This is a genomic window from Rhodomicrobium sp. Az07 (genome assembly GCF_018619475.1).
Classification (GTDB): Bacteria; Pseudomonadota; Alphaproteobacteria; order Rhizobiales; family Rhodomicrobiaceae; genus Rhodomicrobium.
In genome coordinates this window covers 74,686-98,673 of the sequence record NZ_JAHFZG010000001.1, presented here as the reverse complement: position 1 = coordinate 98,673, position 23,988 = coordinate 74,686, and the positions used below count along the sequence as shown (strand labels likewise).

The window sequence follows — 23,988 nt, the reverse complement described above, 5'->3', positions numbered from 1 at the left end:
ACACTGTCGTCGGCAATTCCGCGAACGGAAACGGTAGCGGTTTGGTGTCCGGCAATGCGACGCTTACAGACAATAACGTGCAGGGCACCGACTCGCTCAGCCTGAACGGAACCTCACTGACTGACGGCGACGCCACTATCGAGAACAACAACGTTCAGGGAAACAATTCCCTTTCGGCTAATGGCCTCCTCGGCGGAAACGCGACGATCAGCGACAACGCGGTTTTCGGCAACAACTCCGGCAGCCTCAACGGTGCGGGCCAAACCGTGACCGTTTCCAACAACAGGATCGTCGGCGACAATTCCGGCAGCGGCAACGGCAACGACGTCCAGAACAACACGATCATCGGCAACGGCTCGGGCAGCCTGAATCTTGTTGGCCCGGTTACGGATAACAAGATCATCGGCGACCTGTCGGGTAGCGGCAATCTCGGCTCGGTTACAGGCAACACCATTATCGGCAACGGCTCCGGTGGCCTCAATCAGACCGGCTTCGCCAACAACACGGTCATCGGCAACACCTCGGCTATCGGTAACGGGCAGGATTTCTCCGACAACCTGATCGTCGGCACCCTCTCCGGTTCCGGCAATGGCGCGAATTTCCAGAACAACAAGATCATCGGCAGCGGTTCCGGCAATCTTTCCGGAGAGGACGTCCAGAACAACACCGTTATCGGTGACGTCTCCGGTAACGGGTATGCGGATGGCGCCACGTTCAACACCGTGCTTGGCAATTTCAGCGGCAACGGAGTGGATGGCACGGGCAACCTCGCCGTCGGTGCCTTGAGCGGCAACGCCGTGACAGGCAACAGCAACAAGGCTGTCGGTAACGCGTCCGGCAACGTCGTGGATGGCTCGTTCAATTCGGTGTTCGGCGACATCAGCGGCAATTTCGTCACTGGCGACCGCAACCTCGCGACCGGCTTCATCACCGGCAATCTGGTCGACGGCGACGACAACAGCGCGTCGGGCACCGGCTCGGGCAACCTCGTCGAGGGCGACCGCAACGCGGCTTCCGGCTTCATCACCGGCAATGCCGTCAGCGGCGACGACAACAGCGCGTCGGGCACCGGCTCGGGCAATCTCGTGGCGGGCGACCGTAACGCGGCTTCCGGCTTCATCACCGGCAACCTCGTCGCTGGCGACGACAACAGCGCGTCCGGCACAGCTTCGGGCAACTTAGTCGTCGGCAACGCGAACAGCACCAGTGGCCTTGGAACAGGCAATGCGGTGATCGGCATTGGCAACCAGTCGAGCGGGATCGGCTCGGGCAACCTGGTGGCGGGCGTCGGGAATCAGGCAAGCGGCATTGTCACCGGCAACGCGGTGCTCGGAAACGGCAACCTGGCCGTCGGCAACCTCTCCGGTAATCTTGTCCGCGGCAGTCGCAATCAGGCAAGCGGCTCGCTCGCTGGAAACGTCGTGAGCGGGAACGACAACATCGCCATCGGCACTCTCGCCGGTAACGGCGTCGACGCCGACAGGACGACATCGATCGGCTTCGCCGCGACGGCCAGCGCCAACGATGCGATCGCGATCGGCACCGGCGCACAAGCCTCCGGCAGGCGTTCGGGGGCGTTCGGCGCGGGAGCCAACGCGGGTTACACGAACTCCTATGCGATCGGTAACGTTTCCACCACGCACTCCAACCAGATCGCCGTCGGTAACGCCGGCAATCAGTACACCTTCGCCGGTATCACCAGCTATCAGAGCAAGGCCTACCAGTCCGGCCCGCTCGAAGTCGTGACGTCTGACGCACGCGGCAACCTTGCCTCGGATGGCGGCTTCCTCTTCAACCGGATGGGTTATCTCGGGTCGAGGACGGAAGACCTCGCGGCCGGTATCGCGATCGCGACCTCGCTCGCCACGCCGGATCGTACTGGAGGCCAGACTTGGGCGCTCGCCGCGAACTGGGGCAACTATGACAGCTACAACGCGTTCTCCGTGTCCGGCATCGCAGCCATCGGGGGCGGCTTGTTCGAGGCGAACGACATGGTCTCAATAGGTGGCGCCATCGGCTTCAGCACCGACCGGGATCAGGTCGCGGGTCGCCTCTCGCTACAGATCGCGGGTGGCGGCGGACTTCCGCCGCTGCAGTGAGTTCGCGCCGTTTCGAAAGACCAGAAGGAACCGCCTCCGCTGGGCGGTTCCTTTTTTGGTTTGGCGCTCCTCGCGCAAGCTCGATGCCGTAGAGGTTCAAGAACTCTTACACATTCGAGAGAAAGCGGAACGATCAACGCTCATGATGTGGCATCGAACGGCGGCCATGGCGAAGATTACAACAGTCGGTCTTTGTGTCATGGCGTTCGCGCTGCTGCCGGGTGAACGGGCCGTTGCCCAGCAGGGAAAGGCGGCGCACGAAAATTGGCAGGCGTTCAGCAAAACCGGTGAGCAGCAGCGGAAAAAGCCCGCGGATCCCGGTGCCAGCGCGCGCCCCTCGCTGCCGAACGATTACAAGCTCGTCATGTTGATCAAGAGCACCATCATCGCCGTCAATCAGGCTAATGCGACGGGCAACTACACCTTGCTGCGCGACCTCGGTTCGCCTGACTTTCAGCAGGGCAACAATGCGACAACCCTGTCAGAGGCTTTCGCGGCGCTCCGGCAACGCAACCTGGATCTTGCGCCAATCCTCTTTCTCACGCCAAGCCTCGCCGGGCCTCCCTATTTTCAGGAGAATGGCTCACTGCGCCTGACGGGCCTCATTCCGTCCGCGCCCGAACAGGTTCATTTCGATTTTGCTTTCCTTCAGATCGACGGCCGCTGGATGCTCGACGGGATTTCCCTCGCGATGGTGCAGGCGAAGGCGCCGGCCAACGCGCCATCGGCTCAGGCCGCGCAGGGCTCGAAAAAGCGATGACGCTTTGGCGACGTCTCATCTCAACGTGCATCGCCTAACTTACCGCGAAAAATACATATCCAAGCCACGGAACCGCTTGCCACCCGCAGAATTATGTGACTAGTGATGAAAAACGTTTTTTATCACTAGTCAGGCACAGAGCGAAAAAACGGGCATGCCACCGCAAACCTCACCTGCCGAAACGACTCGCGACCGCATTCTCAGCGAGGCCGAACGTCTTTTTCGTCATTTCGGCTATTCGAAGACGACGGTAGCCGACATCGCCGACGCATGCGGCATGTCGTCCGCGAACGTTTACCGGTTTTTCGGCTCCAAGGCCGAGATCAACGAGGCGATCTGTTCCCGCATCATCGCGAAGCTGCAAGCCGGTCTCCGCGAGATCGCAAACGGATCCGGTGCGGCAAGCGAGCGACTGACGATGTTCATCGAGCATCTGTCGGCACACACTCGGAACACCCTCATAAATGACAGGAAGGTCCACGACATGGTCGTGGTCGCCCTGGAAGAGCAGTGGGATGTGATCGAGCCACACCTGCGCTTCATCGACGAAATGGTTGCGGAAATCATTGCCAGCGGTATTGCGTCGGGTGAGTTTCGTGCGCAAGACGCCGGGCAAACGTCGAGACGCGTCGTCGGCGCGATCATGGTTTGTTCGCATCCAGTCGTCGTCGCCCAACTGGGTTCAAACCCAAGGACGCCCTTGGCCTCGGATATGGCAGCGTTCGTCTTGTCGGCCCTCAGGGCTTAGGCGCAAGAGCAGAAGAGGCTGGATTAATGCTGTCCTTGAATGACGATTATGAAAATCTGTCACTTCACACCAGATTGCACATCTCGGGGCTCGTGACCCTTTTTCTTTTGCCGCTCGCCCTCGCTGCATGCGGCGAGAAGCAGGAGACGGCGCAACCCGTCCGCCCGGTCAAGACCTTCGTGGTTCAGGCGCCATCGGCAGAACGCACGCTTACTTATTCCGGCGTGATCGCGCCGCGCATCGAGAGCCAACTCGGCTTTCGCGTCGCGGGCAAGATCGTCGAGCGCTTCGTGAATGTCGGCGACCAGTTGAAGGCCGGTCAAAAGATCGCGCGCCTCGACGAAGTCGACCTCAAGCTCGCGGAGAACAGCGCGCGCGCCAGCGTCCAGAGCGCGAAAGCGCGCGTCGACGTCGCGAAAGACGCCTTCGACCGCGCGGCCTACCTCCTGCCGAAGGGCTTCATCGCCAAGGCGGTCTACGATCAGCGGAAGCTCGAATATGATGCGGCAACGGCGGCCTACACCTCCGCGAAGGATCAGCTCGATCAAGCCGCGAACGCAGCAAGCTATGCCCTCCTCGTCGCCGACAAGGACGGCGTGGTGACGGCTGTGCGCGCCGAGCCGGGACAGGTGGTGAGCGCGGGCCAGGCTGTGATTTCCCTTGCGCTCGCGGATGCAATCGAGGTCGCAGCCGCCGTGCCGGAAAACGAGATCGCGCGGCTCCGCGTCGGAGAAGGCGCCCGCATAGCGCTCTGGGCCGCGCCGGACATGAGCAGCGACGGGAGAATTCGCGAGATCGCCAGCGCGGCCGATACGGCCTCGCGCACCTACGCCGTTCGCGTGACGATCGCGCGCCCGACGCCGGAAATGCGCCTCGGCATGACGACATCCGTCGCATTCCGCGTCAAGGAGGCAATGCCGCCCGTGATCGTGCCGCTCACCGCGCTCACCGAGGATGACGGCAAGCCAATTGTCTATGTCGCCGACAAGGAGCGCGAAATGGTCGTGCGCCGCGATGTGACCCTCGGCGGCGTGGCTGAAGATGGCGTCCGCATCAAGTCCGGCCTAGTTCCGGGCGAGGTCGTGGTCAGCGGCGGCGTGCAGTTCCTGAAGGACGGCATGAAAGTGCGCATCTCGCAGGACATTTCTCCGAACGTGGCCGCTCACGGCTCGCGGACTTACTGAGTCGAATTTCACTGAGATGCGTGAAACATGGAACCTTCCAACCATCGTGCCCCGCCGGAGCACGGAGATGACGGCGGCTTCAACCTCTCCGCATGGGCGATTCGCCATGGAAGCCTGACGCGCTTTCTTCTGGTGCTCATCCTCGTGACCGGGGTCTATGCACTCTTGAACCTCGGCCGGAAGGAAGACCCGGATTTCCAGTTCCGCACGATGGTCGTTCAGGTGGAATGGCCGGGCGCGTCCGTGCATGAGATTCAGGAGCAGGTGGTCGACAAGATCGAAACCAAGCTTCAGGAGACGCCACGGCTCGACTTCATTCAGTCCTATGCGCATCCGGGGAGCGCCGTGGTGTTCGTCAATCTGCGCGGCGACGCGCGGGGGCGCGAAATACCGGACGCGTTCTATCAGGTTCGCAAGAAGATCGGCGACATCAAGCAGACGATGCCCGCGGGCGTGGTCGGACCGTACTTCAATGACGAGTTCGGAGACACCTACCTCGCGCTCTACGCCATTGAAGGCAAGGGGTTTACGTATCCGGAACTGCGCGATTTCGCGAAGAAAGCGCGTGACATCCTGCTGCGCGTGCAAGGCGTCGGCAAGGTGGACCTGCTCGGCGTGCAGCCCGAAAAGGTTTACATCGAAATTCCGTCGCGGGTTCTGGCCGAGCGCAACATTTCCGTTCAGGACATCAAGGCGGCGCTCGACGGGCAGAACAGCCAGGCACCCGCCGGAGCCGTGCAGACGAGCGAGCGCTCGGTGCGCCTCGACGTTCAGGGCTCGATCCTGACCGTCGACGAAATCCGCGAGCTTCGCCTGCGCGCTGGGGCGCAAACGGTGCGTCTTGGCGACATCGCCGAGATCAAGCGGGGCGTCGAAGATCCACCGATTGCCCGCACCCGCCACGACGGCAACGAAGCCGTTGTGATCGGTGTCGTGATGGCGAGCGGCTTCAACGTGGTGGAAGTCGGCAAGACGCTGGAAACCGCACTTGCGCAGGTTTACACCGAGTTGCCGGTGGGCGTTACGTTCACGAAGATCTCGGATCAGCCTGCCGTGGTGACCAAGGCCATCGGCGAGTTTCTCAAGGCGCTCGGTGAAGCGCTGCTGATCGTGCTCGCGGTTTCGCTGCTGGCGCTCGGCTGGCGCGCGGGCGTGGTCGTCGCGTTGACGATCCCGCTCGTGCTCGCCGCAACGTTTCTCGCGATGTTCATCATCGGCATCGACCTCCAGCGCATTTCGCTCGGCGCGCTGATCGTCGCGCTCGGCCTTCTCGTCGACGATGCGATGATCGCGGTCGAGATGATGGAGCGCAAGCTCGACGAAGGCTTCGACAAGGTCCGCGCCGCGTCCTTCGCCTACACCTCGACGGCTTTTCCGATGCTGACGGGCACATTGATCACGACGGCGGGCTTCATCCCGGTGGGTTTCGCTGCGAGCACTTCGGGAGAATATGTGAACTCGCTGTTCTGGGTGGTGGGCTTGTCGCTTGTCCTCTCGTGGGTGGCCGCAGTGTATTTTACGCCCTATATCGGACACACCATGTTGCGCCATCGCCCGGTGGAGAACCCGGAGCATCACGACGTCTACGACACGCCGCTTTACAGGCGGCTTCGCGCGGCGATTGCATGGTGCATCCTGCATCGCAGAAAAGTCGTTTCGATCACCGTCGCGACCTTCTTTCTGGCGCTCGCAGGCTTTGCGTTCGTGCCGAAATCGTTTTTTCCGGGATCGGATCGCCCCGAAATCCTCGTCGATCTCTGGCTCCCGGAAGGCTCATCCTACGCCGAAACCGATACCGCCGCGAAGAAGCTCGAACAGAAGCTGCTCGCCGATCCGGATGTCGCGACCTTCACGGCTTTCGTGGGCGAGGGCGCGCCGCGCTTCTTCCTCCCGCTCGACCAGCAGCTTCGAACCAGGAACTTCGCGCAGTTTCTCGTCCTGCCGAAGAACACCGAAGGAATCGCGATGCGCGATGCGGTGATCCACCGAACGCGCGCTGTCCTGTCGGCTGAATTTCCGAATGTTCGCTTCAAGGTGGAGCCGCTGGCGCTCGGGCCGCCGGTCGGCTGGGCGATCCAGCTTCGCGTGCAGGGGCCCGACCGCGCGGAAGTGCGCCGCATCGCCGACGAGGTGAGGAAGACCGCCGCCGCCAATCCGAACGTCTTCAACGTTCACGACAATTGGCTTGAGCCAGCGCCGACGCTTCAGCTCGACATCGATCAGGATCGCGCGCGCGCCATCGGCGTAACCTCCAGCGCGGTTCGCCAGACGCTCCAGGCGGTGCTGTCGGGCACCACGCTGACGGAATTCCGCGAAAAGGACCAGACCATAGGCGTTGTCCTGCGCGAGCCGGAGCGTACGCGCGGGCTGCTGACGGCGGTCGAAAACGCCTATGTCAAGACCGCTTCGGGCGCGGCGGTGCCGGTGTCGCAGGTCGCTTCGGCGCGGCTGGTGTTCGAACCGGGGGTCGAGTGGCGGCGCGACCGCCTGCCGACGATCACCGTTCGCGGGCAGATCCCCGACGGCGTTCAGTCGGTCGATGTCGTCAGCGCGATCTACAAGCAACTCGCACCGCTTCGCGCGAGTCTGCCGCTTGGCTATCGAATCGAGATGCAGGGCGGCATCGAGGAATCGGGGAAGGGCCAAGCCTCGATCGCGGCAAAGGTGCCCATCCTCGCGATCGCGATTCTGCTCTTGCTCATGGTGCAATTGCAGAGCTTTTCGCACACGCTGCTGGTGCTGGCGACGGCGCCGCTCGGCATCATCGGCGCGTCGTTCGCGCTCATCGTGACGCAGATGCCCTTCGGCTTCGTGGCAATCCTCGGCGTGATCGCGCTCGCGGGCATCATCATGCGCAACACGGTGATTCTCGTGGATCAGATCCAGCAGGATCTCGCGGCGGGGATCGACACCTATAATGCCATCGTCGGCTCGGCGGTGCGGCGTTTCCGCCCGATCATGCTGACCGCGACAGCGGCCGTGCTGGCCATGATCCCGCTCGCAGGGTCGTCGTTCTGGGGGCCGATGGCGGCGGCGATGATGGGCGGCATCCTCGTCGCGACGGTCCTTACGATGACATTTTTGCCGGCGCTCTATGCTCTTGTATTCCGGGTCGCGGTGCCGGCTGTGGCGCCTTCAGCCGACAGCCCCGCGCAACCGGATGGCAGCGCACAGCCGGAACTTGCAAGCACAGGTCAATAGAAGAAGCGCGGGGGCGGAGAGTTATCAGCCCTCCGCTCTGCACCATGTGGATAAGCTCCGCGCGCGGAGGTTGGGCTTGCACGGGGGGGCCGTTTACCATTTAATGCCTCATCTTATCGGAGTGACGCGAGCGACAGTGGATTTTCGAGTCTCGAATGCGGACGAGGCTCGATCTTGGGGCAAGGAGCCCGCTGTAGGTTCGCGCTGATTGCGTAACGTGAATGGCCGAGTTGGAGCATGGCTGAAGCAGGAGCCTTGCTAAGTGGCCATAAATTTAAATAAACTGTCGTGTGCCGGTTTGAGGGGTCATGTTGGCAGACGATGGTCCGAGCGGGGTATAGAGCTATGATTCCGGGGTCCGCGGAGGTCTGCCTTTCCGCGTTGTTCGTCGATTTCGACAACGTGTATCTATCCTTGCGCCGCCAGAGCGAGGAGGCCGCCGGGCGATTCGCCCGCAATCCGGCTGAATGGATGGCTCGAATCGCAACGGGCGGGCTCGTCCGTTTCAAATCGCATTCGGATTATGTGCGTCGGCGATTCGCCGTGGCGCGCTGCTATGGCAATCCGGGCCGCAAGCTCGTCAGCCGTGGCGGCCCGCACGATCCGCACAACTTCGCCGACGTCCGCGTGAATTTCATGATGGCGGGGCTTGAGGTGGTGGACTGCCAGCCGCTGTCCAATCAGTTCAAGAACGGCACCGATATCAAGATCGCATGCGACATCCGCGACTTTCTTGAGCATCCGACGCGCTTCGGGGAGTTCATCGTCCTTTCGGGCGACGCCGATTTCACGCCGGTCCTGCATCATCTTCGCTCACATGATCGCCGCACGGTGGTCTATGCGAATGAAAGCACCGCCGACATCTACAAGGCGTTCAGCGATGGCTGGATCGAAGAGCGCGACATGATCGCCTTCCTTCTCGGCGAAAGCTCCGGCGATGCGCCGATGATCGGTCACGAGCGCACGCCGCGCCTCGGCTATGACGGCGCAAGACAGCCGGGCTACGATCAGAACCGCTCCTATACGCCCCCGGCAGGGCTTCCCGCGACACAGGCGCCGGCGGCATCGCTCCCGGCGGCATCGCAAGCAGGTTTCGGCGGTCATCCGTCGTTCCAGGGCTACGGTGCGCCTGCCCAGGCGATCCCCGTCGCGCCGCCTCCTGCTTATGGGGCACCTGCGCAGGCGATCCCCGTCGCGCCGAATTACAGCGGTTATAATCCCGAGCCGGCAAAGCGCCGGGCGCCTTCGTCGCATGCCAATTCGGCTGTGCAATCCCTCATCGAGGACTTCCAATCCATCGGCGCCGAGATTCTCAATCTCGTCCTTGAGGTGGTGCAGTCTTCGGAAAAGCCCGTGCCGATCGCTTATCTGGCGGATCGCGCGCAGAAGATCCTCGGTCACGCCAAGACGCTCGGCACAAACTGGGCGGGCTCCGGCGGTTTTCTGAATTTTCTCAATGCAACGCTGCCGGAAAATTTCAGGCTCACGGACAAGCCGCCGCATTTTGTCTACGATCCGGCGAGGCACCGGGTCGAAGAACGCGTCGACGCTTCACTCCAGCCAAGCCCGAAGCTTATGGACCGGCAGCCCGCTCCACAGCCTCAGCCTCAGCCTCAGGAAACCGGCTCTTCCAAACTCGCGGAATTGCAAACCTCGATCACGCGGATCTACGACGCCTGCAAGGCGCCGCCACTTCCTCCGAGCGAATATCAACTGCTGTTCACGCTGATCGCCACAGAGGTTCACGACCGCGGGTTCGCTCCGGTAAAGACGGCGCAAGCGGTTGTCGAGCGGGCCACGCGGGAGGGTTTGCGCGTGGCGATGAAGGACGTGTCCTTCGTACTCGACGCGGTGGATGAGATCGACCCATGGCTCGAACACACCCGCTCACCTGCGGCCGTAGCGCGCGCCTATCGCGATTTCGTGTTGGCGAAGTGCCACCATGCCGGGGTTAAGCTCACCGAGGACGAGCATCAGCTTGTTCAGGTCTGGTTCGGGGCAAGCCAGTGGTCGGCGGTTGGCCAATCGGGGATCGGTTCGAGCGTGAACACGCAGCCGACGCCATTGACGCCGGTTGGCGTGCAACGACCCTCGACCAATCCGCGCAGCTACATGGCGGACGCCGCGCTGCCTGCGCCGGACCCACGCAGCGATATTCCCCTTCCTCCGGATTTCGGGTTCGACCGCGAGCTTGAGCCGGAACAGGCCGCGAAACAGCGCTACAGCTTCAAGCATTAGCGCCCCGCGCGCGGCACGTTCGCGCAATGCAAAAGCGGCCTTTTCGGGCCGCTTTTCTCTGAAAGACATACTCTTGGTCGCCCATCAGCGCCGACTCGATACGGACACCTTGCGAGCATCGTGCTCGGGTCGATCAACGATCAATCGTATGCGCCAGCGCATCGTCGGGCTTGATCGCGATAAGCCGCTGCATTTCCCTGATCTTGCGGTCGGCGAAAAGCACGTTCGGAATGTCGATTTTCTCGCTGCGCGCCCCTGTCGTCATCAGGAGCAGGTCCGCCGAACCCAGACCAAGGATTGTGTGACGGAAAAAGTCGTCGCTTCGCTGTTCAAACAACATGCCGCGCGTATCGTAGCTCTGCTCGCCGCCGCCAATCACACGCTCTTCCGTGAGCTGACCGGGGCGAACGCTCCAGAACACGAGCTTGTCGAAAACAAGAAAACGCGCAAGCCATATGGCCAGCAGCAGAGTGGAGAACAGGAAGTAGAAGCCGAAATTCATGAAGACGGCGAGCTGCGGAATCAACGCGAAGATTTGGTCCCACCATCCTAGCCAGCCCAACACAACCGTCAGGAATGCGCACGACAATATGAACACGACAGAATAGATGCCCCGAAGTTTGACGTTTGTAAGCATCATGACAAGGGTGAGTATCACTATGAAGGTCAGGCCAAGCCCGGTGTTGGGGTGTATGATGATCTCGGTGCCGTTGGAAAGTGCAAACGTCTCGCCGCCAAGATAGGTTATCGCCGCTGCGATGTATCCGGCGAGCCAGATCGGCCACCAATAGAAGATCGTGGATCGACTATAAATTCGAAGCTCGGGCAGAGCCTCCGGATCGGGGAGCTGTGAGGTGTCCAGCTCCTGACGCGGCTGAACGGATTGACCGCCGTCATCCGGGCTCTCCAATGCGACATTCGCCATGATTCGTCTCCCAAAAACGCCGGACGGACGCGGTGCGCGCCCTTAGCTCAATGTTTCAGCGGTTTGTGAGTTGCAACACCAGGCGAGACATGATCGTTCCGGTGGTATCCGCGTGACGCAAAGCCGAAGCCTTACTTTCTTAACCCTCGGCACCTATATCTGTTGAAGGTCGAAAGAAATGCCTATTCCCGATGCACGATAATCGCGACGTTACCGCCGACACTATCGCAGCGATGAAGGCAGAGATCCCACGCCTGCGCCGATTCGCGCGCTATATGACGCGCGACGCCGATTACTCCGACGACCTCGTGCAGGAGTGTCTGACGCGCGCCATCGCCAACATCGGTTCATGGCAGCCTGGCACGAATTTGCGCGCATGGCTGTTCGTCATTTTGAAAAACGTGTTCCGGAACGACAAGCGGCGGGCCCAGCACGATATCGCCTATCGTAACGGGCTTGAGAGAGACGCGCCGCTTTTCAGCGCGCCGCAGCAGCACAACCACCTGGTCTTGTCCGAGGTGCAGAGCGCGTTTTTGAACCTGACGGAGGATCATCGCGAGGTGCTGATGCTCATCGCATTGGAGGGGCTTCGCTACGAGGAGGCGGCGTCGGTTCTGAATATATCGGTCGGGACCGTGAAGTCGCGGCTTTCGCGGGCGCGAACCGCCCTTCGCGCCGCCATCGATGTCCCATTGGCGAGCGAGCACCAGGATTAAAATGGTGTGCAACCGCCAGCGCGGTCGCTCTGCGAAAAAACGAAACCCCGGTCCGCGAGGAAATTCAGTCAGGTGGCCAGAACGGCCTAGCTCTTCTGGAACTCGGCAATGGCGCGCGTCAGCGCTTCGGGGACCGGTTCAGCAAGGATGTCGCTTCCGATTTGCGCAAGCTGCTTCTCGATTTGCCTCATCTCCGCCACTTCAGAAGCCAGCGCGGGGTTCGCCTTGAGAAGGGCTTCGAAGCTGGCGAGTTCATCCCCAAGAAGCTCACCGTCAAGATAGGCCGACACGGTGACGGGAAGCCGGTCGTCTTTGGAGATGGCCGACGACGGGTCGTCAGGCTGAAGGACAGGCTTCGGTTGCTCTCTCATTTGCATATTACATACGGGGTTTAGATTTCAGTAGCCAGGCGAACCTAACAATGCCCCACGAAATCTGTTCCCTCACCGGCCCAGAATAGGAACATCGCGCCGACCTTGATGCAATAAAGCGCCAAAGGCAAGCCCCCGGACTTCGTTTGCGGTAACGTTAAAGGATTCCCTAGCTTGCGGAACCGCCGGTATTGGGCCGGTTGTCCCGCAGTCGCTTGTCGCGCCGAGGATTTTTCACGCGGCCCTGACCGGTCGGGCCCTCGCGGTTTTCTGACAGGCGCCTGTCATTCTTCGGATCTTTGACACGACCCTGGCCGGTCGGCCCCTCGCGATTGCTCGAAAGGCGCTTATCGCGGTCGGGATCCTTGACGCGGCCTTGACCGGTCGGCCCCGGCCTGTTCTGCGCGAGTCGGCGATCCTGGGAGCTGTCCTTGACGCGGCCCTGCCCCGTTGGACCTGAACGATTTTGCGCCAGACGCCTGTCATTGATCGGATCTTTGACGCGGCCTTGGCCACCTTGCTTGACGCGCGCGGTCGTATTCATTTCTGCTTTCTCGGTCGTACGCCGGGACTTCATCCCTTCGTCTTGTTCTTTCCCGGCAGGCATGCGGGTATCCAAGTCTCCGTTCGAGTCTGGGCTGAAATATCCTCACTAAGCCGGGTTGACTTCCTAGGCAACCCGGCATTCGGCAAAATCACTCTCAATTGATAATTGAATATCATACAGTCTTCGGCAGGATACGCAGGTTATATAAGAAATCGGCATTCACTATGCAGCTGTAACCGTGCTGTTCGCGGCGTTTTTCCTGCCAGAATCTGTCTCTATCTACTAATTCAGCAACAGGACGATATAGGGTAAGTAAGGTCAAGCATAGGCTTACCCTCATCATGGCTGCCGCTCGATGCCTGCACTTTACCGTGATTGAGGGAATATTGGGAGGGTAGCTTCGGTTTTGCAATGCGTCTAAATAATTTTCGAGGCACTGGCCCGTGCGGGACACTGTGTCGCGTCGACTGTATACCACCATAAAGCGCAACGCCAGCCCTTTATGTGAGCGGCTAGAGCCTTGAATAGATTGAGCGTGTAGCAGAAGCAGCCGTGAAAAAAAAGACGTCGAGGTTGCTTAACCTCGACGCCCATTTATGTCAGAAGCCAACGCCTTGTCAGGCGTCGCAGCTCACAGGATATTACTTGTAGTAGCCGACGCCGCAGATCTGGCCGCCCGCCTTCGTGACGTATGTCACCTTCTCCACCGGCTCGGTCTGGCCGGGACGCGGGAACCAGTAATCGACTTCGGCAAACTTGCCGTCCGACGCGTTCTTGATCAGCTCTTCGCCGAGCTTCTTGCCCTTCTTGTCCACGAGATCGGCAAGCTTAGTGCCGCGGAGTTTCTCATTTGCATGCGCCGTGAACACGTTGTCGGCGCCGCCCGCGCAGAAAACGTAAAGGTCGCGGTCGCGGAAACCACCGGTCGGATTGTTGAAGTCTGCAATCGCCTTCTTCTCGTCGGCCTTGACCGCCGTCACGGCCTTTTCAAGCATCGCCTTGGCTTCAGCGGCAGTCCCCGACGCCTGAGCGAGCGCGCCGCCCGTGAGTGCGATCGTCGCTGCAAAAATGCCTGTCACGAAAGAACGAAGCATCTTTTCCTCCAATTTTGATTATCTGATTTGATGCCGTTCTTATAGACAGGAGGAGAGGCGGCGCTTCAACCTAGACCATAGAACTACCACTTTAGCGGGAATTTTTGCCACCTACGCGCGTGTCGCTGTTCAGCGTGAGAACGACGGTTTCGCCGGGCGCAGGCGCGAACGGCGCGGCCGCTTCATCGCCGTAGCTTCGCCGAACGCCCGCAAGCCGCCGGACCAGAAGGTCGAGGTAAAGGCCCGGCCCGCCCGAATAGATCCGCCAACCAGCCTCCGCCGCTATGTCGCCGCCGCGCACACGCTCCCACTCCGCGCTCGCCTCATAGCGGTCGGAGAAAGCGGCATCGCTGCTGCTCGCATAGCAGTTGCGCTGACGAAGCGCCGCGTTACCCACCGCTTCAGCCACAGTCACGGGATTGACGACGCGCAAGCCCCACCAGAACGCCTCATCCTCGCCCATCAGCGCCATCGCTTCGCACCAGCGAAGATGCGCGTGGACATACATCTGCCCGACCTCGCGCCCGAAGAACGGCGACGACTCCGCGCGCCGGAAGATGCGCTCCTCACCGCCGTAATAGGGGAGCGGCTTGTCCATGAGGCGCACGCCATCGGGGAAGTTGAGATGCTCGCGGATCAGCCCCAGATGATGGCGCGCCTGTTCGGCGGTGAAGAGGCCACCCGCGATCGCGCAATTCATCGGGATGAGCGAATAGGAGACCCCGGTTTTCTTGTCGCTAGGATGAAGCAGAAGCTCCGGCTCGGAATCCGCCCCGTCGAAGATCGCATAGCCTGCGACGACGCCGTCGCGGATGAGCCAGCGGTTGAAGTCCGCGCGGATAGCGCCCGCAAGCGCCGCGAGCCGCGCGGCCTGTTCTCCGTCGCCCGCGCGAGCCGAAAGGTCTGCGTAGCGTGTCACCTGCTGATACAGAAGCGCCGCCGTCCAGCTGCTCACCATGCGCTCTGCGAGCGAGGCGTCGGCGGGCTGAAGCGTGTCGTTCCAGTCGCCCTCGCCGTAACGCGGCAGATGCGTGCCGGGCAGGAAGCGCGCCTCGATCTCGGCAAGCTCCGCCGCAAGGTGATCGGCCACGCTTGAAGGCGCGGCGTCGGGCTCGCGCCACGCGATGGGCTCGTTCAGAAACGCGAAGTCGCGCGTCGCCTCGACGTAATCGCACACGGCCTTGAGCGGCCAAACGATCACGTCGCCATGGCTCGGCACGCCCGCAATCCACGCATAGCGGTCGAACATGAACCATTGCGGCCAATCGCTATCGGCCTTGCTCTGGCGCGCGATCACGCGGCGCAGAACCTCTTTCGCCGTGTCGTCGTGACGGAAGGCGAGCAGAAATTCCATCGGTCCCTGACACACATCGCGCGTGCCCCACGCCGCGCCGGAATATTGTTCGAGGCCGTGCGGCGCGGTGAGGTGGATCACTGCGTTATGCACGAGCCACGGCAGCAGCGTGTCGAGCGCCGCGATGTCGCTATCGCCGGATTCGAGCCGAGCGCCGCGCGTGGCGCGCGCCCAGAAACCCTCCGCCGAGGCCAGCATGGCGCGGGTTTCGATGCCGCCCGCGTATTTCGCGGCGAGCCGTTGCGCTTCCGCTGCGTCGGTCATCGAACCGGTGACGGCGATGCGCAGTGCATTGGTCGGCTTCGTCCGCAGCGCGATGAACGGGCCGGCATGCGACGCACCGTCTTCATAAAGAAGCTCGTCGCCGCCGATGGCCTCGATAGCGTCCGGCGTGCTTGTGGTGAGGTGATAGACCGCGTCGGGGTATTGCTGCCCCCATAGCGAGTCCGGGTCCGGCCGGAATGCGGCGCGCTTTGCCGCTTCGTCGATGTCGACGCGGCCCGCATGCGCATAATCGAACTCGCCGAGCGTCAGATTACCGAACAGGAGGAGCCGCACCGGTGCGCCCTCGACCAGCACTTCGATTTGCAGTGCCGCATCCTCGCCGGTCGAAACCGAGCGAACCGTGATCGCCCCGCCGTCGTGCTCGTAGATCCAGCGCGCATCGGCAAGCCCCATCTCGAAGCGCGAGGGCAGCGTCAGCAGCCGCCACGCGCCGCCGATTTCGGCCAGCACGCGAACGCCGCTCCAGCGCGTGATGTTGTAAGGGTCGCGCGACACGGAAAACAGCTTGTGGAACGACGTGTTGCCGATGGTGAGCTGCGCCGCGAACGCGCCATGCATCCACGCGGTGGCCGCAAGCGTCGTCTCTTCCGGCAGAAGGCCGTCCCCGCTGCGAAGGATCGTGCCGTGGCGGCGTTTCACGAGGCGGTCTTTCTCCGTGAGCACGATGTGGCGGCTCCCCACCCCCTCGCCCTCGAAAAAGGAAAGCAGGCGCCCGCTCCACCATTCATCATGCTTTCGCGCGTCGCCTTCGCGCGCACCATCTTCGCGGCAGGCGAGCGGCGGCGCATCGCGCAGGATGTCGCGCGCGGGCACGGCGACGGCCACGTCGCGCGGGAAGAATTCGCCCGCCGCGCCTTCAGCGGAATCGATGCGCGAGAGGTCGGCGTAGCTCGTCGGCGCGGCGTGGTCGACGTCGTAAACCGCGAAAAAGGTCCAGGTCGCCGCCGCGTCCGGCTTGAGCGCCGCCGCGCTCGACTGCACGATGGCGCAGGCCGTCTCATACTGGAGGCGCTCGCCGGGCAGGCTTTCGCCGAACGGCAAATCGAGCGCCGCCGCGTCGCGATAGGCCGGGCCGAACAGTTGCAGCGCATCCGTCGCAAAGCTCGCCGCGCCGTCGAAGCAGCCATGCGCCACCCAAGGGTGACGCCCGCCGTCCTGCGTCATGTTCTGGCGGCTCATGATGACCGCGCCGAAGCTCGGATGCCGCTCCACCGTGTGGTCGATATATTGCGAGGCGTAGGCTTCGTTGCCCATCACGAAGCCGCGCGCGCCGAGACCGAGATCCTGCACGAGGATCGCATCGCACGGCACTTCGCAGCCGCTCGCGTTCGTCACCTCGACGCGCCAGAGCCACAGCGGCTGCTCGGGGTGAAGCCACAGCGTGACGCGATGCGCGAGGCAGGCCGTCTCGCCCGCCCAAACGAAGCGGTCCTCGTCCGCGCCGAAAGCGACATGCGCGCCCGGCCCGACAATCTCCACCGTGCGCGGTGTAGCACCGCCGATGCGTAGCAAGATCCGCATGATCCCGCCGCCGACGGGTGAGCCGAGCACCTGGCTGATCAGGATGCGGCGCGGGCCGTCCTCGTGCTCGATGGCGAACAGGCACCCATTCGGCAGCACGGCGACGCGAAGGCCCGCCGCGTTCGCGATGCGCGCGAGGCCGAGGCCGTCTTCGCGCGGCGTGCGGAAGCTTTTCGTTGCGGTCATGATCAGGCTCCAGCTTGTGAAAGCGCAGCTTCACGCGCCGCCCACGCGCTGATGAAACCCGCATAGCTCCATGTCAGGTCTTCGGCGGATGTCGGCTCGCCGGTCGTCTGGTCGAATTGCTCGGAGAGATCGCCCGAAACGGGAATGAATTCGCGCACGCGGGCGAGGATCGCGTCGCCCCCCCCGATGTGTTCGTCGCGTTCATTAGGCACCGCAACCGCCAGCCGGTAATGATACTCCGCCGCCGCGAAGGTGCTGATATACCACGCGCCGCCGCTGATATAGGTGTCGCCCTTGTAGCGGCCGAACATGATGCCGAACGAGCGCCCCGCATTGATTGCGTAAGTGTCCCGGAACATCGCCTGCTGCAAGAGAAAGGTGGCGCACACGCGCGGATCGGCAACGCTGTGCGGGCCGCTTTCGAGACCGGCATGGACCACGCCGAGGATCAGCGAAAAGTCGAGCGCCTTTTCGTCCGCCTTTTCTCCACCTGGAAGGCGGCTGCGGAGCATGCCTCCGCTTGCGTCCCAATAGCGCTCAAGCAGATCCGCAAGCTCGTCGCGCCGCGCGCCAAGCTCGGCCGCGAAGGCCGCATCGCCGCGCTCCTCCGCCCAGCGCGCGCCGTGACGCAGCGCCGCGTATTGCGCGATCACCGTGTTGTAATGCTGCGCCCAGTCTTCCTCCCAGATGTCATAGCAAGGCGCGCCCGCGTTCCGCGCGGTGTAGGCGAGGTCGCCGCGAATGAGCGCGTCCGCCGCCGCACTGCCGATGCCGTCGTCGGCGAAACGCAGGCAGGTCAGCGCCCGGAGCGCCGGGCCATCGTTCTGCGGGCGGTGCCAGTCGAAATAATCGATGGTGCCATCGGCGTTGAAGCGCACATCGCCCGGCACGCGGTCGCCATGAACGGCGGAAAGCTCCTCGTCGGGGCGGATGTATTTCAGATGATCGGCCTGCGCGCGCTCGCGGAAGCCGCCCGCCGCGACGAGAGCGCGGCCATCGATGGCGTTAAGGCCGAGGCTGAAGCGCACGAAATCGTGGTAGCGGCGCACCCACGCTTCCGCATCGATGCCGCGCCGGATGAGCAAGCGCGTCGCGTCGATGATGAGAGCGCTGTCGCGCAGCCAATGGAAGAAATAGTCGAGTTGCGTGGAGGCCGCGCTTGCGAGCACCGATCCCGGCGCGGGCCGCACGGTCTGCCCGAAGCCCGGTCGCTCCTTCACAAGCGATGTGGCCGAGATTGCATGCGGAATCTTCGCCGCGGCGTGCCGCAGAAGCGCATCGCCCCACTGTTCGAGCGAGGTTCCGGAAGCCGTCATCGTCCATCTCCTTCTCGCGTCAACCGCGCCCGCCGACAAGCTGCCGTCAGGCGACCAGCGGTTCCGCCGTGAAGCCCAAAACCTCAAGCCCCGGCTTCACTTCCGGGCAACTCATGAACAGCCGCCACAACAGCCCGCTGCGATAATTCTCGATCATCGCGATGATCGGCCCCTGATTGATCGCGAGGTTATCCTCGGCAACCCAGCCGACCGTTTCGTTAAAGGCGTCCGCGAAGCCGAATTGTCCCCAGATGCGTGGGCCGAGATCGTAATAGAAGTGGCGGAGCGCCGCGAGCGAGTGCGCTGGCGTATAGGGGAGGCTCGACAGGGCGGCGGTGGGCGCGATCACGCCTTCGTCCTGATCCGGCGCGAAGGCGCGGTAGCCGTTGTTGCCATCGCTCGCGGTCAGGCCCCACGCATTCGGCCCATAGCCCTTGAAGCCTTTCGGGTTCGCGACGCAATAGCCGTAATTCACCATCGTTTGCGCGTGGTTCTGCTGCCAGTAGTCCGCGTAACGGTCGCGAAGACCGCGCGGGTCCAGCCCGAGGAAAGAGTAGTGCGCGAAGAACAGCGGCCCGCCGAGATCCGGCCCGAGCGGCAGCTTTATGCCGTAATACTCCCGGCCGTTGCGAAAGACGCCGCCGCGCGCCCAGCCCTCGTGATAGGGCCGCGCGTCGATCGCGTAGGTCGGCGACATGGCGGCCAGCACATAAGTAATGAGGCATTCGTTCCAGCCCTCGATGCGCTGGAAGGCCTGATGCTCCTTCGTCGGCAGCCAGTGCCAGAGCATGATGTCGTCGTTCTCGACATGCGCACGCCAGTCGACCGCGCGCCAAAGTGCGTCGATCTTCGCCGCGAGCGCGCGCTCTGACGGATCGCCGTCCTTGAAATACTGGCGCGCGCAAAGGAGGCCCTGCACGAGATAGGCCGTCTCCACCACGTCCGCGCCCGCATTGTCGGACCAGAGCGAGATTTCACGGCCCGTATTGCCGTCGATGTAATGCGGAAAAACGCCGTTATATTGCTCGGCGGTGTCAAGGAAGCCGAGCATCGCGGCGAGGCGATCCACGGCTTCGCGGCGCTCGATCCAGCCGCGCTCCGCTGCCACGACGATCGCCATCACGCCGAAGCCGGTCCCGCCGATGGAAATCAGGTCGTTTCCGCTGGTCCGATCCGGGCTGCCGCGATCGCGCGCAAGCCCGCAATTCGGGTGGGCATAATCCCAGAAATAGCGAAACGTCTGCCGCTGCACGATGTCCAGCAACGCGTCGTCGTCCAGCCGGTCAGGCTTCCAGGGCTCGCTATGCACTATCACCTCGCTTTGCGGGCTTGTCCTCAAGCGGAAGTATCAGCACTTTCGCTCGTCTTCCAAGCCGGGTCTGGTAACAAATCCTGCCACGTCGGCGCTTTGACGAACATCGCGCGTTTTCAGGCGTGTTCGGGCGTCTCCCGCAACTCGCCATTCTCCAGCCGGAGCGGCATATGCAGCGAAGGCGGCGCCGTACAGAGATCGACTTTCCGCGTGTAGAAGCCGTTCCCCGGATCGTAACGCCCGACGCTGATGAGCGCCGTGTCGGCGAGTTCATTCGCAAATATGGAAGCGGCGAGGTTGCGGCTCTCGTCGTCGAGTTCGACGATGGATTCGTCCTGAATGATCCACTGCGGCTTGAACAGAAGCATATTCGCGAGCATCAGGCGGCGCTGCTCGTCGAGAGCAAGCTCCTTCTCCCAACGCCGCTCCACATTCAGATCGGACGCCAGCTTTCCGAGCCGCACGCGTTCGAGCGCCTTTATGGCTTCGTCGTCGTCGATTTCCTCCGCCGGGCGCGGATAGGCAAGGGCCGTCTTCAAGCTTGCGGTCGGCAGATAAATCGTGTCCGGCACGAAGGCGATGCGCTGGCCGGCCGGATAGCGGATCGTTCCCTTGCCCCAGCCCCAGATACCCGCGAGCGCCTTTACGAACGTCGTCTTGCCCGACTTCGGCGCGGCGGAGATCAGGATGCGCTCGCCGGGCGCCACCTTCACGAGCGGTTCGCTCAACGAAACGCGACCGCTCGGAGCGAAGACACAGAGTTTGTCGAGTGTGACCGAGTTATCCGCGCTTTGCTCATAGCGGATATGCGATGTCTTGCTGCTTTTCTCTTCAAGCGTTTGCAGCGCTGTTCGGTAGCCGATGACACGCGCGAGCATGGCCCGCCATTCCGCGATGGTCGGAAAGCGGTCGACATACCAGCGAAGCGCCGCCTGGACCTGACCGAAGGCGCCGACCACCATCATCAGGCCGCCCAGCGAAAGCGACCCGGAGAAGTAGCCCGGAGCCGCCAGAAGCAGCGGCGCAAGAAGCGCAAGCCAGCCATAGATGCCCGTCACCCAGCCGAGCGCCGCGAGCCGGTTCGCGATCTTCTGCATGATCGTGAGGACAATGTCGACCGGGCGGCGCAGAAGGTCGCGCTCGGCCGCCTCGCCATGCATGAGGGCGATTTCCTCGGCCGACTCGTTCACACGGATGAGGCTGATGCGGAAATCCGCTTCGGCGACGCGCAAGTCGGTATGCGCCGCGATGAGAGGGCGCCCCACGAGCCAGGTAAAAAGCGACCCGATGGCCGCGTAACCGATGGCGGCCCACACCATGTAGCCGGGTATCGTGAACGCGTTGCCCTCGTAGACGAATACAACCTGCGCGGACAGCCCCCACAGCACCCCGACGAAGGCGCCAAGCAAGAGGGTAGACTGGATCAACCCCACGACGAGATCGACTGTGAGTTCGCAGAGCCGCCGCGTGTCTTCCTGAATGCGCTGGTCCGGGTTGACGCTAATCGCGCCGGTGAGCGGTAGCTGAAACGCGCGGCGCGGAGAAAGCCACTCCTTGAGCAGGTCGAAGGTTACCGCCTTGCGCAGCCGAACCTTCAGAGTTTCGTGCAACCACGTCTGCGCCACTCCGAGGCAAAGCAGCGTGCTCACGATCACCAGGAAGATGACGACTTCGTTCATGAAGATCGCCAGATTACGCGTACCGATAGCGTCGTAGATGTTGCCTTGCCACGTGTTGAGGCGAATCTGAACAAGCGCATTCGTTGCAATAACGGCAGTTATTGCTCCAGCAAACAACAAAAGACCCTTACGCGCCTTTGGGCCGTCTATGATTTTCCAAAGAGAGCGTACCTGGCTATATACACTTTCCTGAGGTACCGTACCGTTTTGCTTCAAGGAAGACATACTTTCTAACGCGTTAGGAAGATGGGGGGTTGACCGGCTTTGGCGGTCCTTATAATCCGTAAGTCGAAGAATGACCACCCAAGGGCCAAGGCTGCGTTCGATGACGGAAGACGCTCCACGGATCGAAGCCTTGCTTCAGGCGATGACCCTTGAGGACAAGCTCGGCCAACTCACAATGATCAGGGCCGATTTCGACGCGGCCGGTTCGACACTCCTCGCGCCAAAGCTTGCCGAGATTACGGCGGGGCACGCGGGCAGCGTGCTGGATCTGCGCGGCGCAACCGCGCTCATCGCGGCGCAAAAAGCCGCAGTCGAAAACTCCCGCCTCAAGATCCCGCTGCTTTTCACGCTGGACGTGCTCCACGGCTATCGCACGATCTTTCCTGTGCCGCTCGGCGAAGCGGCGGCATTCGATCCCGATCTGTGGGAGCGCACCGCGCGGGCGGCTTCTGTCGAGGCGGCAGCGGACGGCATCGCGCTGACCTATGCACCGATGCTCGATGTTGCGCGCGATCCGCGCTGGGGCCGCATCGTGGAAAGCGCGGGCGAAGACGCGTTCGTAACGGCGCGCTTCGCGGAGGCGAAGGTCGAGGGCTTCCAGACGGACGATCTGTCCCGCAGCGACGCCTTGGCGGCGACGGCCAAGCACTTCGCGGGCTATGCCGCCGTGAACGCGGGGCGCGAATATGCCTCCGCCGACTTTTCGCAACGCACCTTTGAAGAGGTCTACCTGCCGCCCTTCGCCGCGTCGGTTAATGCAGGCGTGGCGGCCATCATGCCCGCCTTCATCGAAATGGCGGGCGTGCCGTTGACCGCGCATCGCGCGCTGTTGACCGGCGTGCTGCGTGAACGCCTCGGCTTCGACGGCGTGTTGATCAGCGATTTCTTCGCCGTGGCGGAACTTATCAAGCATGGCGTGGCGGCAGATGCGGCAGAAGCGGCGGCGCTCGCGCTGAATGCGGGCGTCGATATCGACATGGCGAGCGGCACTTACACCGATGGCCTGCCGGAAGTGCTGGCGCGCGGGCTCGTCCGCATCGAGACCATCGACGCCGCCGTGCGCCGCGTACTCGCGCTGAAGCTCGCGCTCGGGCTTTTCGATAAGCCATATGCGCGCGGCGAACACGCGCTTGCGCCCGGAACGATCGACGCGCACCGGGCGCTTGCCCGCGAGGCAGCCCGCAAATCCATTGTGCTCCTGCAAAACAACGGCGTGCTGCCGCTCTCGGCGCAAACCGGCCGCCTCGCCGTCATCGGGCCGCTGGCCGACGCACCGGGCGAAATGCTCGGGCCGTGGCGTGCGGCGGGCGAAGCTTCGGAAGCGGTGAGCTTCCTCGAAGGCGTGAAGGCCGCGTTTCCGCATGCGGTGGTTTTCCATGCGAGCGGCGCCGATATCGCCGCCGCGCTGGAAGCCGCGCGTTCGGCCGATGCCGTGATCCTTTGCATTGGCGAGACGGCCAACATGTCCGGCGAGGCCAACAGCCGCGCGCGCCCCGTCGTTCCCGATGCGCAGCGCGCCCTCGCGGAAGCGGTCTTCGGCGCGGGCAAACCCGTTGTCGCCGTGCTGACCTCGGGCCGCCCGCTGATCGCACCGTGGCTGTTCGAGAAAGCCGACGCCGTTATCGCCGCGTGGTTCCTCGGCTCCGAAGCGGGCAACGCGCTCGGCGACATTCTCGGCGGCGCGGTATCCCTCAGCGGAAAGCTCCCGCTGAGTTGGCCCCTTGACGCAGGCCAGATCCCGATATTCTACGGTGAGCGCCCAACGGGACGCCCCGCCGATCCCGAAAACCACGACACGAGCAAATATATCGACGTGCCGAACGAACCGCTGTTTCCTTTCGGCCACGGGTTGACCTATACTCGCTTCGACTATGGCGAGCCGCGCGCGAGCGCCGAGACGCTGAAGCCCGGCGAATGCCTCACCGTCGAGGTGGACATCACCAACATTGGCGGTATGGCGGCTGAAGAAATTGTCTATTTGTTTATCCGCGATCCACTCGCTTCCGTAACGCGGCCATTCCTCGAACTGAAAGCCTTCACGAAGATCAAAACTCTTCCGGGCGAACGCGCTACGGTGCGCTTCGCTCTGACGACCGCCGATTTTTCATTCCCCGATGCCGACGCTGTGCGTCGCATTGAACCCGGCGAAATCGAAATCCTTACAGGCCCGAGCGCTGACGCTGCGTTGTTAACGCGCTGTCGTGTTCGCGTTGTAACAGTCGATTAA

At 62.7% G+C, this 23,988-nt stretch carries 16 protein-coding genes; 8 read left to right on the top strand and 8 right to left on the bottom strand.

The window, feature by feature from the left end:
- The first annotated feature begins 41 nt into the window (after positions 1-41).
- From KKP04_RS00405 to KKP04_RS00380, 6 genes are all read left to right on the top strand, one after another.
- The gene (locus KKP04_RS00405) at positions 42-2,099 is read left to right on the top strand and encodes a hypothetical protein (RefSeq protein ID WP_215024893.1); all 2,058 of its coding nucleotides are present in this window, start codon (positions 42-44) and stop codon (positions 2,097-2,099) included.
- Positions 2,071-2,859 (top strand): hypothetical protein, encoded by a 789-nt coding sequence (locus KKP04_RS00400; RefSeq protein ID WP_215024890.1) that lies wholly within the window; start codon positions 2,071-2,073, stop codon positions 2,857-2,859. Before KKP04_RS00405 ends, KKP04_RS00400 begins: the two co-directional genes overlap by 29 nt.
- 154 nt (positions 2,860-3,013) lie before the next feature.
- Positions 3,014-3,607 carry a TetR/AcrR family transcriptional regulator gene (locus tag KKP04_RS00395; protein ID WP_215024887.1) on the top strand — a complete coding sequence of 198 codons (594 nt, stop codon included), beginning with the start codon at positions 3,014-3,016 and terminating at the stop codon, positions 3,605-3,607.
- A 26-nt stretch (positions 3,608-3,633) separates the two neighbouring features.
- The gene (locus KKP04_RS00390) at positions 3,634-4,791 is read left to right on the top strand and encodes an efflux RND transporter periplasmic adaptor subunit (protein ID WP_215024884.1); all 1,158 of its coding nucleotides are present in this window, start codon (positions 3,634-3,636) and stop codon (positions 4,789-4,791) included.
- A gap of 27 nt (positions 4,792-4,818) precedes the next feature.
- The gene (locus KKP04_RS00385; protein ID WP_251133805.1) at positions 4,819-7,992 is read left to right on the top strand and encodes an efflux RND transporter permease subunit; all 3,174 of its coding nucleotides are present in this window, start codon (positions 4,819-4,821) and stop codon (positions 7,990-7,992) included.
- Positions 7,993-8,337: 345 nt separating this feature from the next.
- Positions 8,338-10,230, top strand: a complete 1,893-nt coding sequence (locus KKP04_RS00380) for an NYN domain-containing protein (protein ID WP_215024881.1) — start codon at positions 8,338-8,340, stop codon at positions 10,228-10,230.
- A 133-nt stretch (positions 10,231-10,363) separates the two neighbouring features.
- Here KKP04_RS00380 and KKP04_RS00375 read toward each other — a convergent pair whose 3' ends face one another.
- Positions 10,364-11,155: a hypothetical protein gene (locus KKP04_RS00375; protein WP_215024878.1), complete on the bottom strand. Its 792-nt coding sequence runs from the start codon at positions 11,153-11,155 to the stop codon at positions 10,364-10,366.
- A 191-nt stretch (positions 11,156-11,346) separates the two neighbouring features.
- On the opposite strand from KKP04_RS00375, the gene KKP04_RS00370 reads away from it, so the two are divergent.
- Positions 11,347-11,871 carry a sigma-70 family RNA polymerase sigma factor gene (locus KKP04_RS00370; protein WP_215024875.1) on the top strand — a complete coding sequence of 175 codons (525 nt, stop codon included), beginning with the start codon at positions 11,347-11,349 and terminating at the stop codon, positions 11,869-11,871.
- Between the two features lie 86 nt (positions 11,872-11,957).
- On the opposite strand, the gene KKP04_RS00365 is transcribed toward KKP04_RS00370, so the two are convergent.
- The 7 genes from KKP04_RS00365 to KKP04_RS00335 all read right to left on the bottom strand — a co-directional run bounded on the left by KKP04_RS00365 (position 11,958) and on the right by KKP04_RS00335 (position 21,761).
- Positions 11,958-12,242, bottom strand: a complete 285-nt coding sequence (locus KKP04_RS00365; RefSeq protein WP_215024872.1) for an anti-sigma factor — start codon at positions 12,240-12,242, stop codon at positions 11,958-11,960.
- Positions 12,243-12,411: 169 nt separating this feature from the next.
- Entirely contained in the window at positions 12,412-12,849 is a 438-nt protein-coding gene (locus tag KKP04_RS00360; protein WP_215024870.1) for a hypothetical protein, read from the bottom strand.
- 581 nt (positions 12,850-13,430) lie between these two features.
- Positions 13,431-13,883, bottom strand: a complete 453-nt coding sequence (locus tag KKP04_RS00355; RefSeq protein ID WP_215024867.1) for a cache domain-containing protein — start codon at positions 13,881-13,883, stop codon at positions 13,431-13,433.
- 91 nt (positions 13,884-13,974) lie between these two features.
- Positions 13,975-17,229, bottom strand: a complete 3,255-nt coding sequence (locus KKP04_RS00350) for a GH36-type glycosyl hydrolase domain-containing protein (protein ID WP_215024864.1) — start codon at positions 17,227-17,229, stop codon at positions 13,975-13,977.
- 2 nt (positions 17,230-17,231) lie between these two features.
- Positions 17,232-18,545: a glycoside hydrolase family 15 protein gene (locus KKP04_RS00345; protein WP_215024861.1), complete on the bottom strand. Its 1,314-nt coding sequence runs from the start codon at positions 18,543-18,545 to the stop codon at positions 17,232-17,234.
- A 46-nt stretch (positions 18,546-18,591) separates the two neighbouring features.
- The gene (locus KKP04_RS00340; protein ID WP_215024858.1) at positions 18,592-19,854 is read right to left on the bottom strand and encodes a glucoamylase family protein; all 1,263 of its coding nucleotides are present in this window, start codon (positions 19,852-19,854) and stop codon (positions 18,592-18,594) included.
- Between the two features lie 119 nt (positions 19,855-19,973).
- On the bottom strand, positions 19,974-21,761 hold the full coding sequence (locus KKP04_RS00335) for an ABC transporter ATP-binding protein/permease (RefSeq protein ID WP_251133804.1): 1,788 nt from the start codon (positions 21,759-21,761) through the stop codon (positions 19,974-19,976).
- A 100-nt stretch (positions 21,762-21,861) separates the two neighbouring features.
- Between KKP04_RS00335 and KKP04_RS00330 the strand changes: the two genes are divergently transcribed.
- Positions 21,862-23,988 (top strand): glycoside hydrolase family 3 N-terminal domain-containing protein, encoded by a 2,127-nt coding sequence (locus KKP04_RS00330; RefSeq protein WP_215024852.1) that lies wholly within the window; start codon positions 21,862-21,864, stop codon positions 23,986-23,988.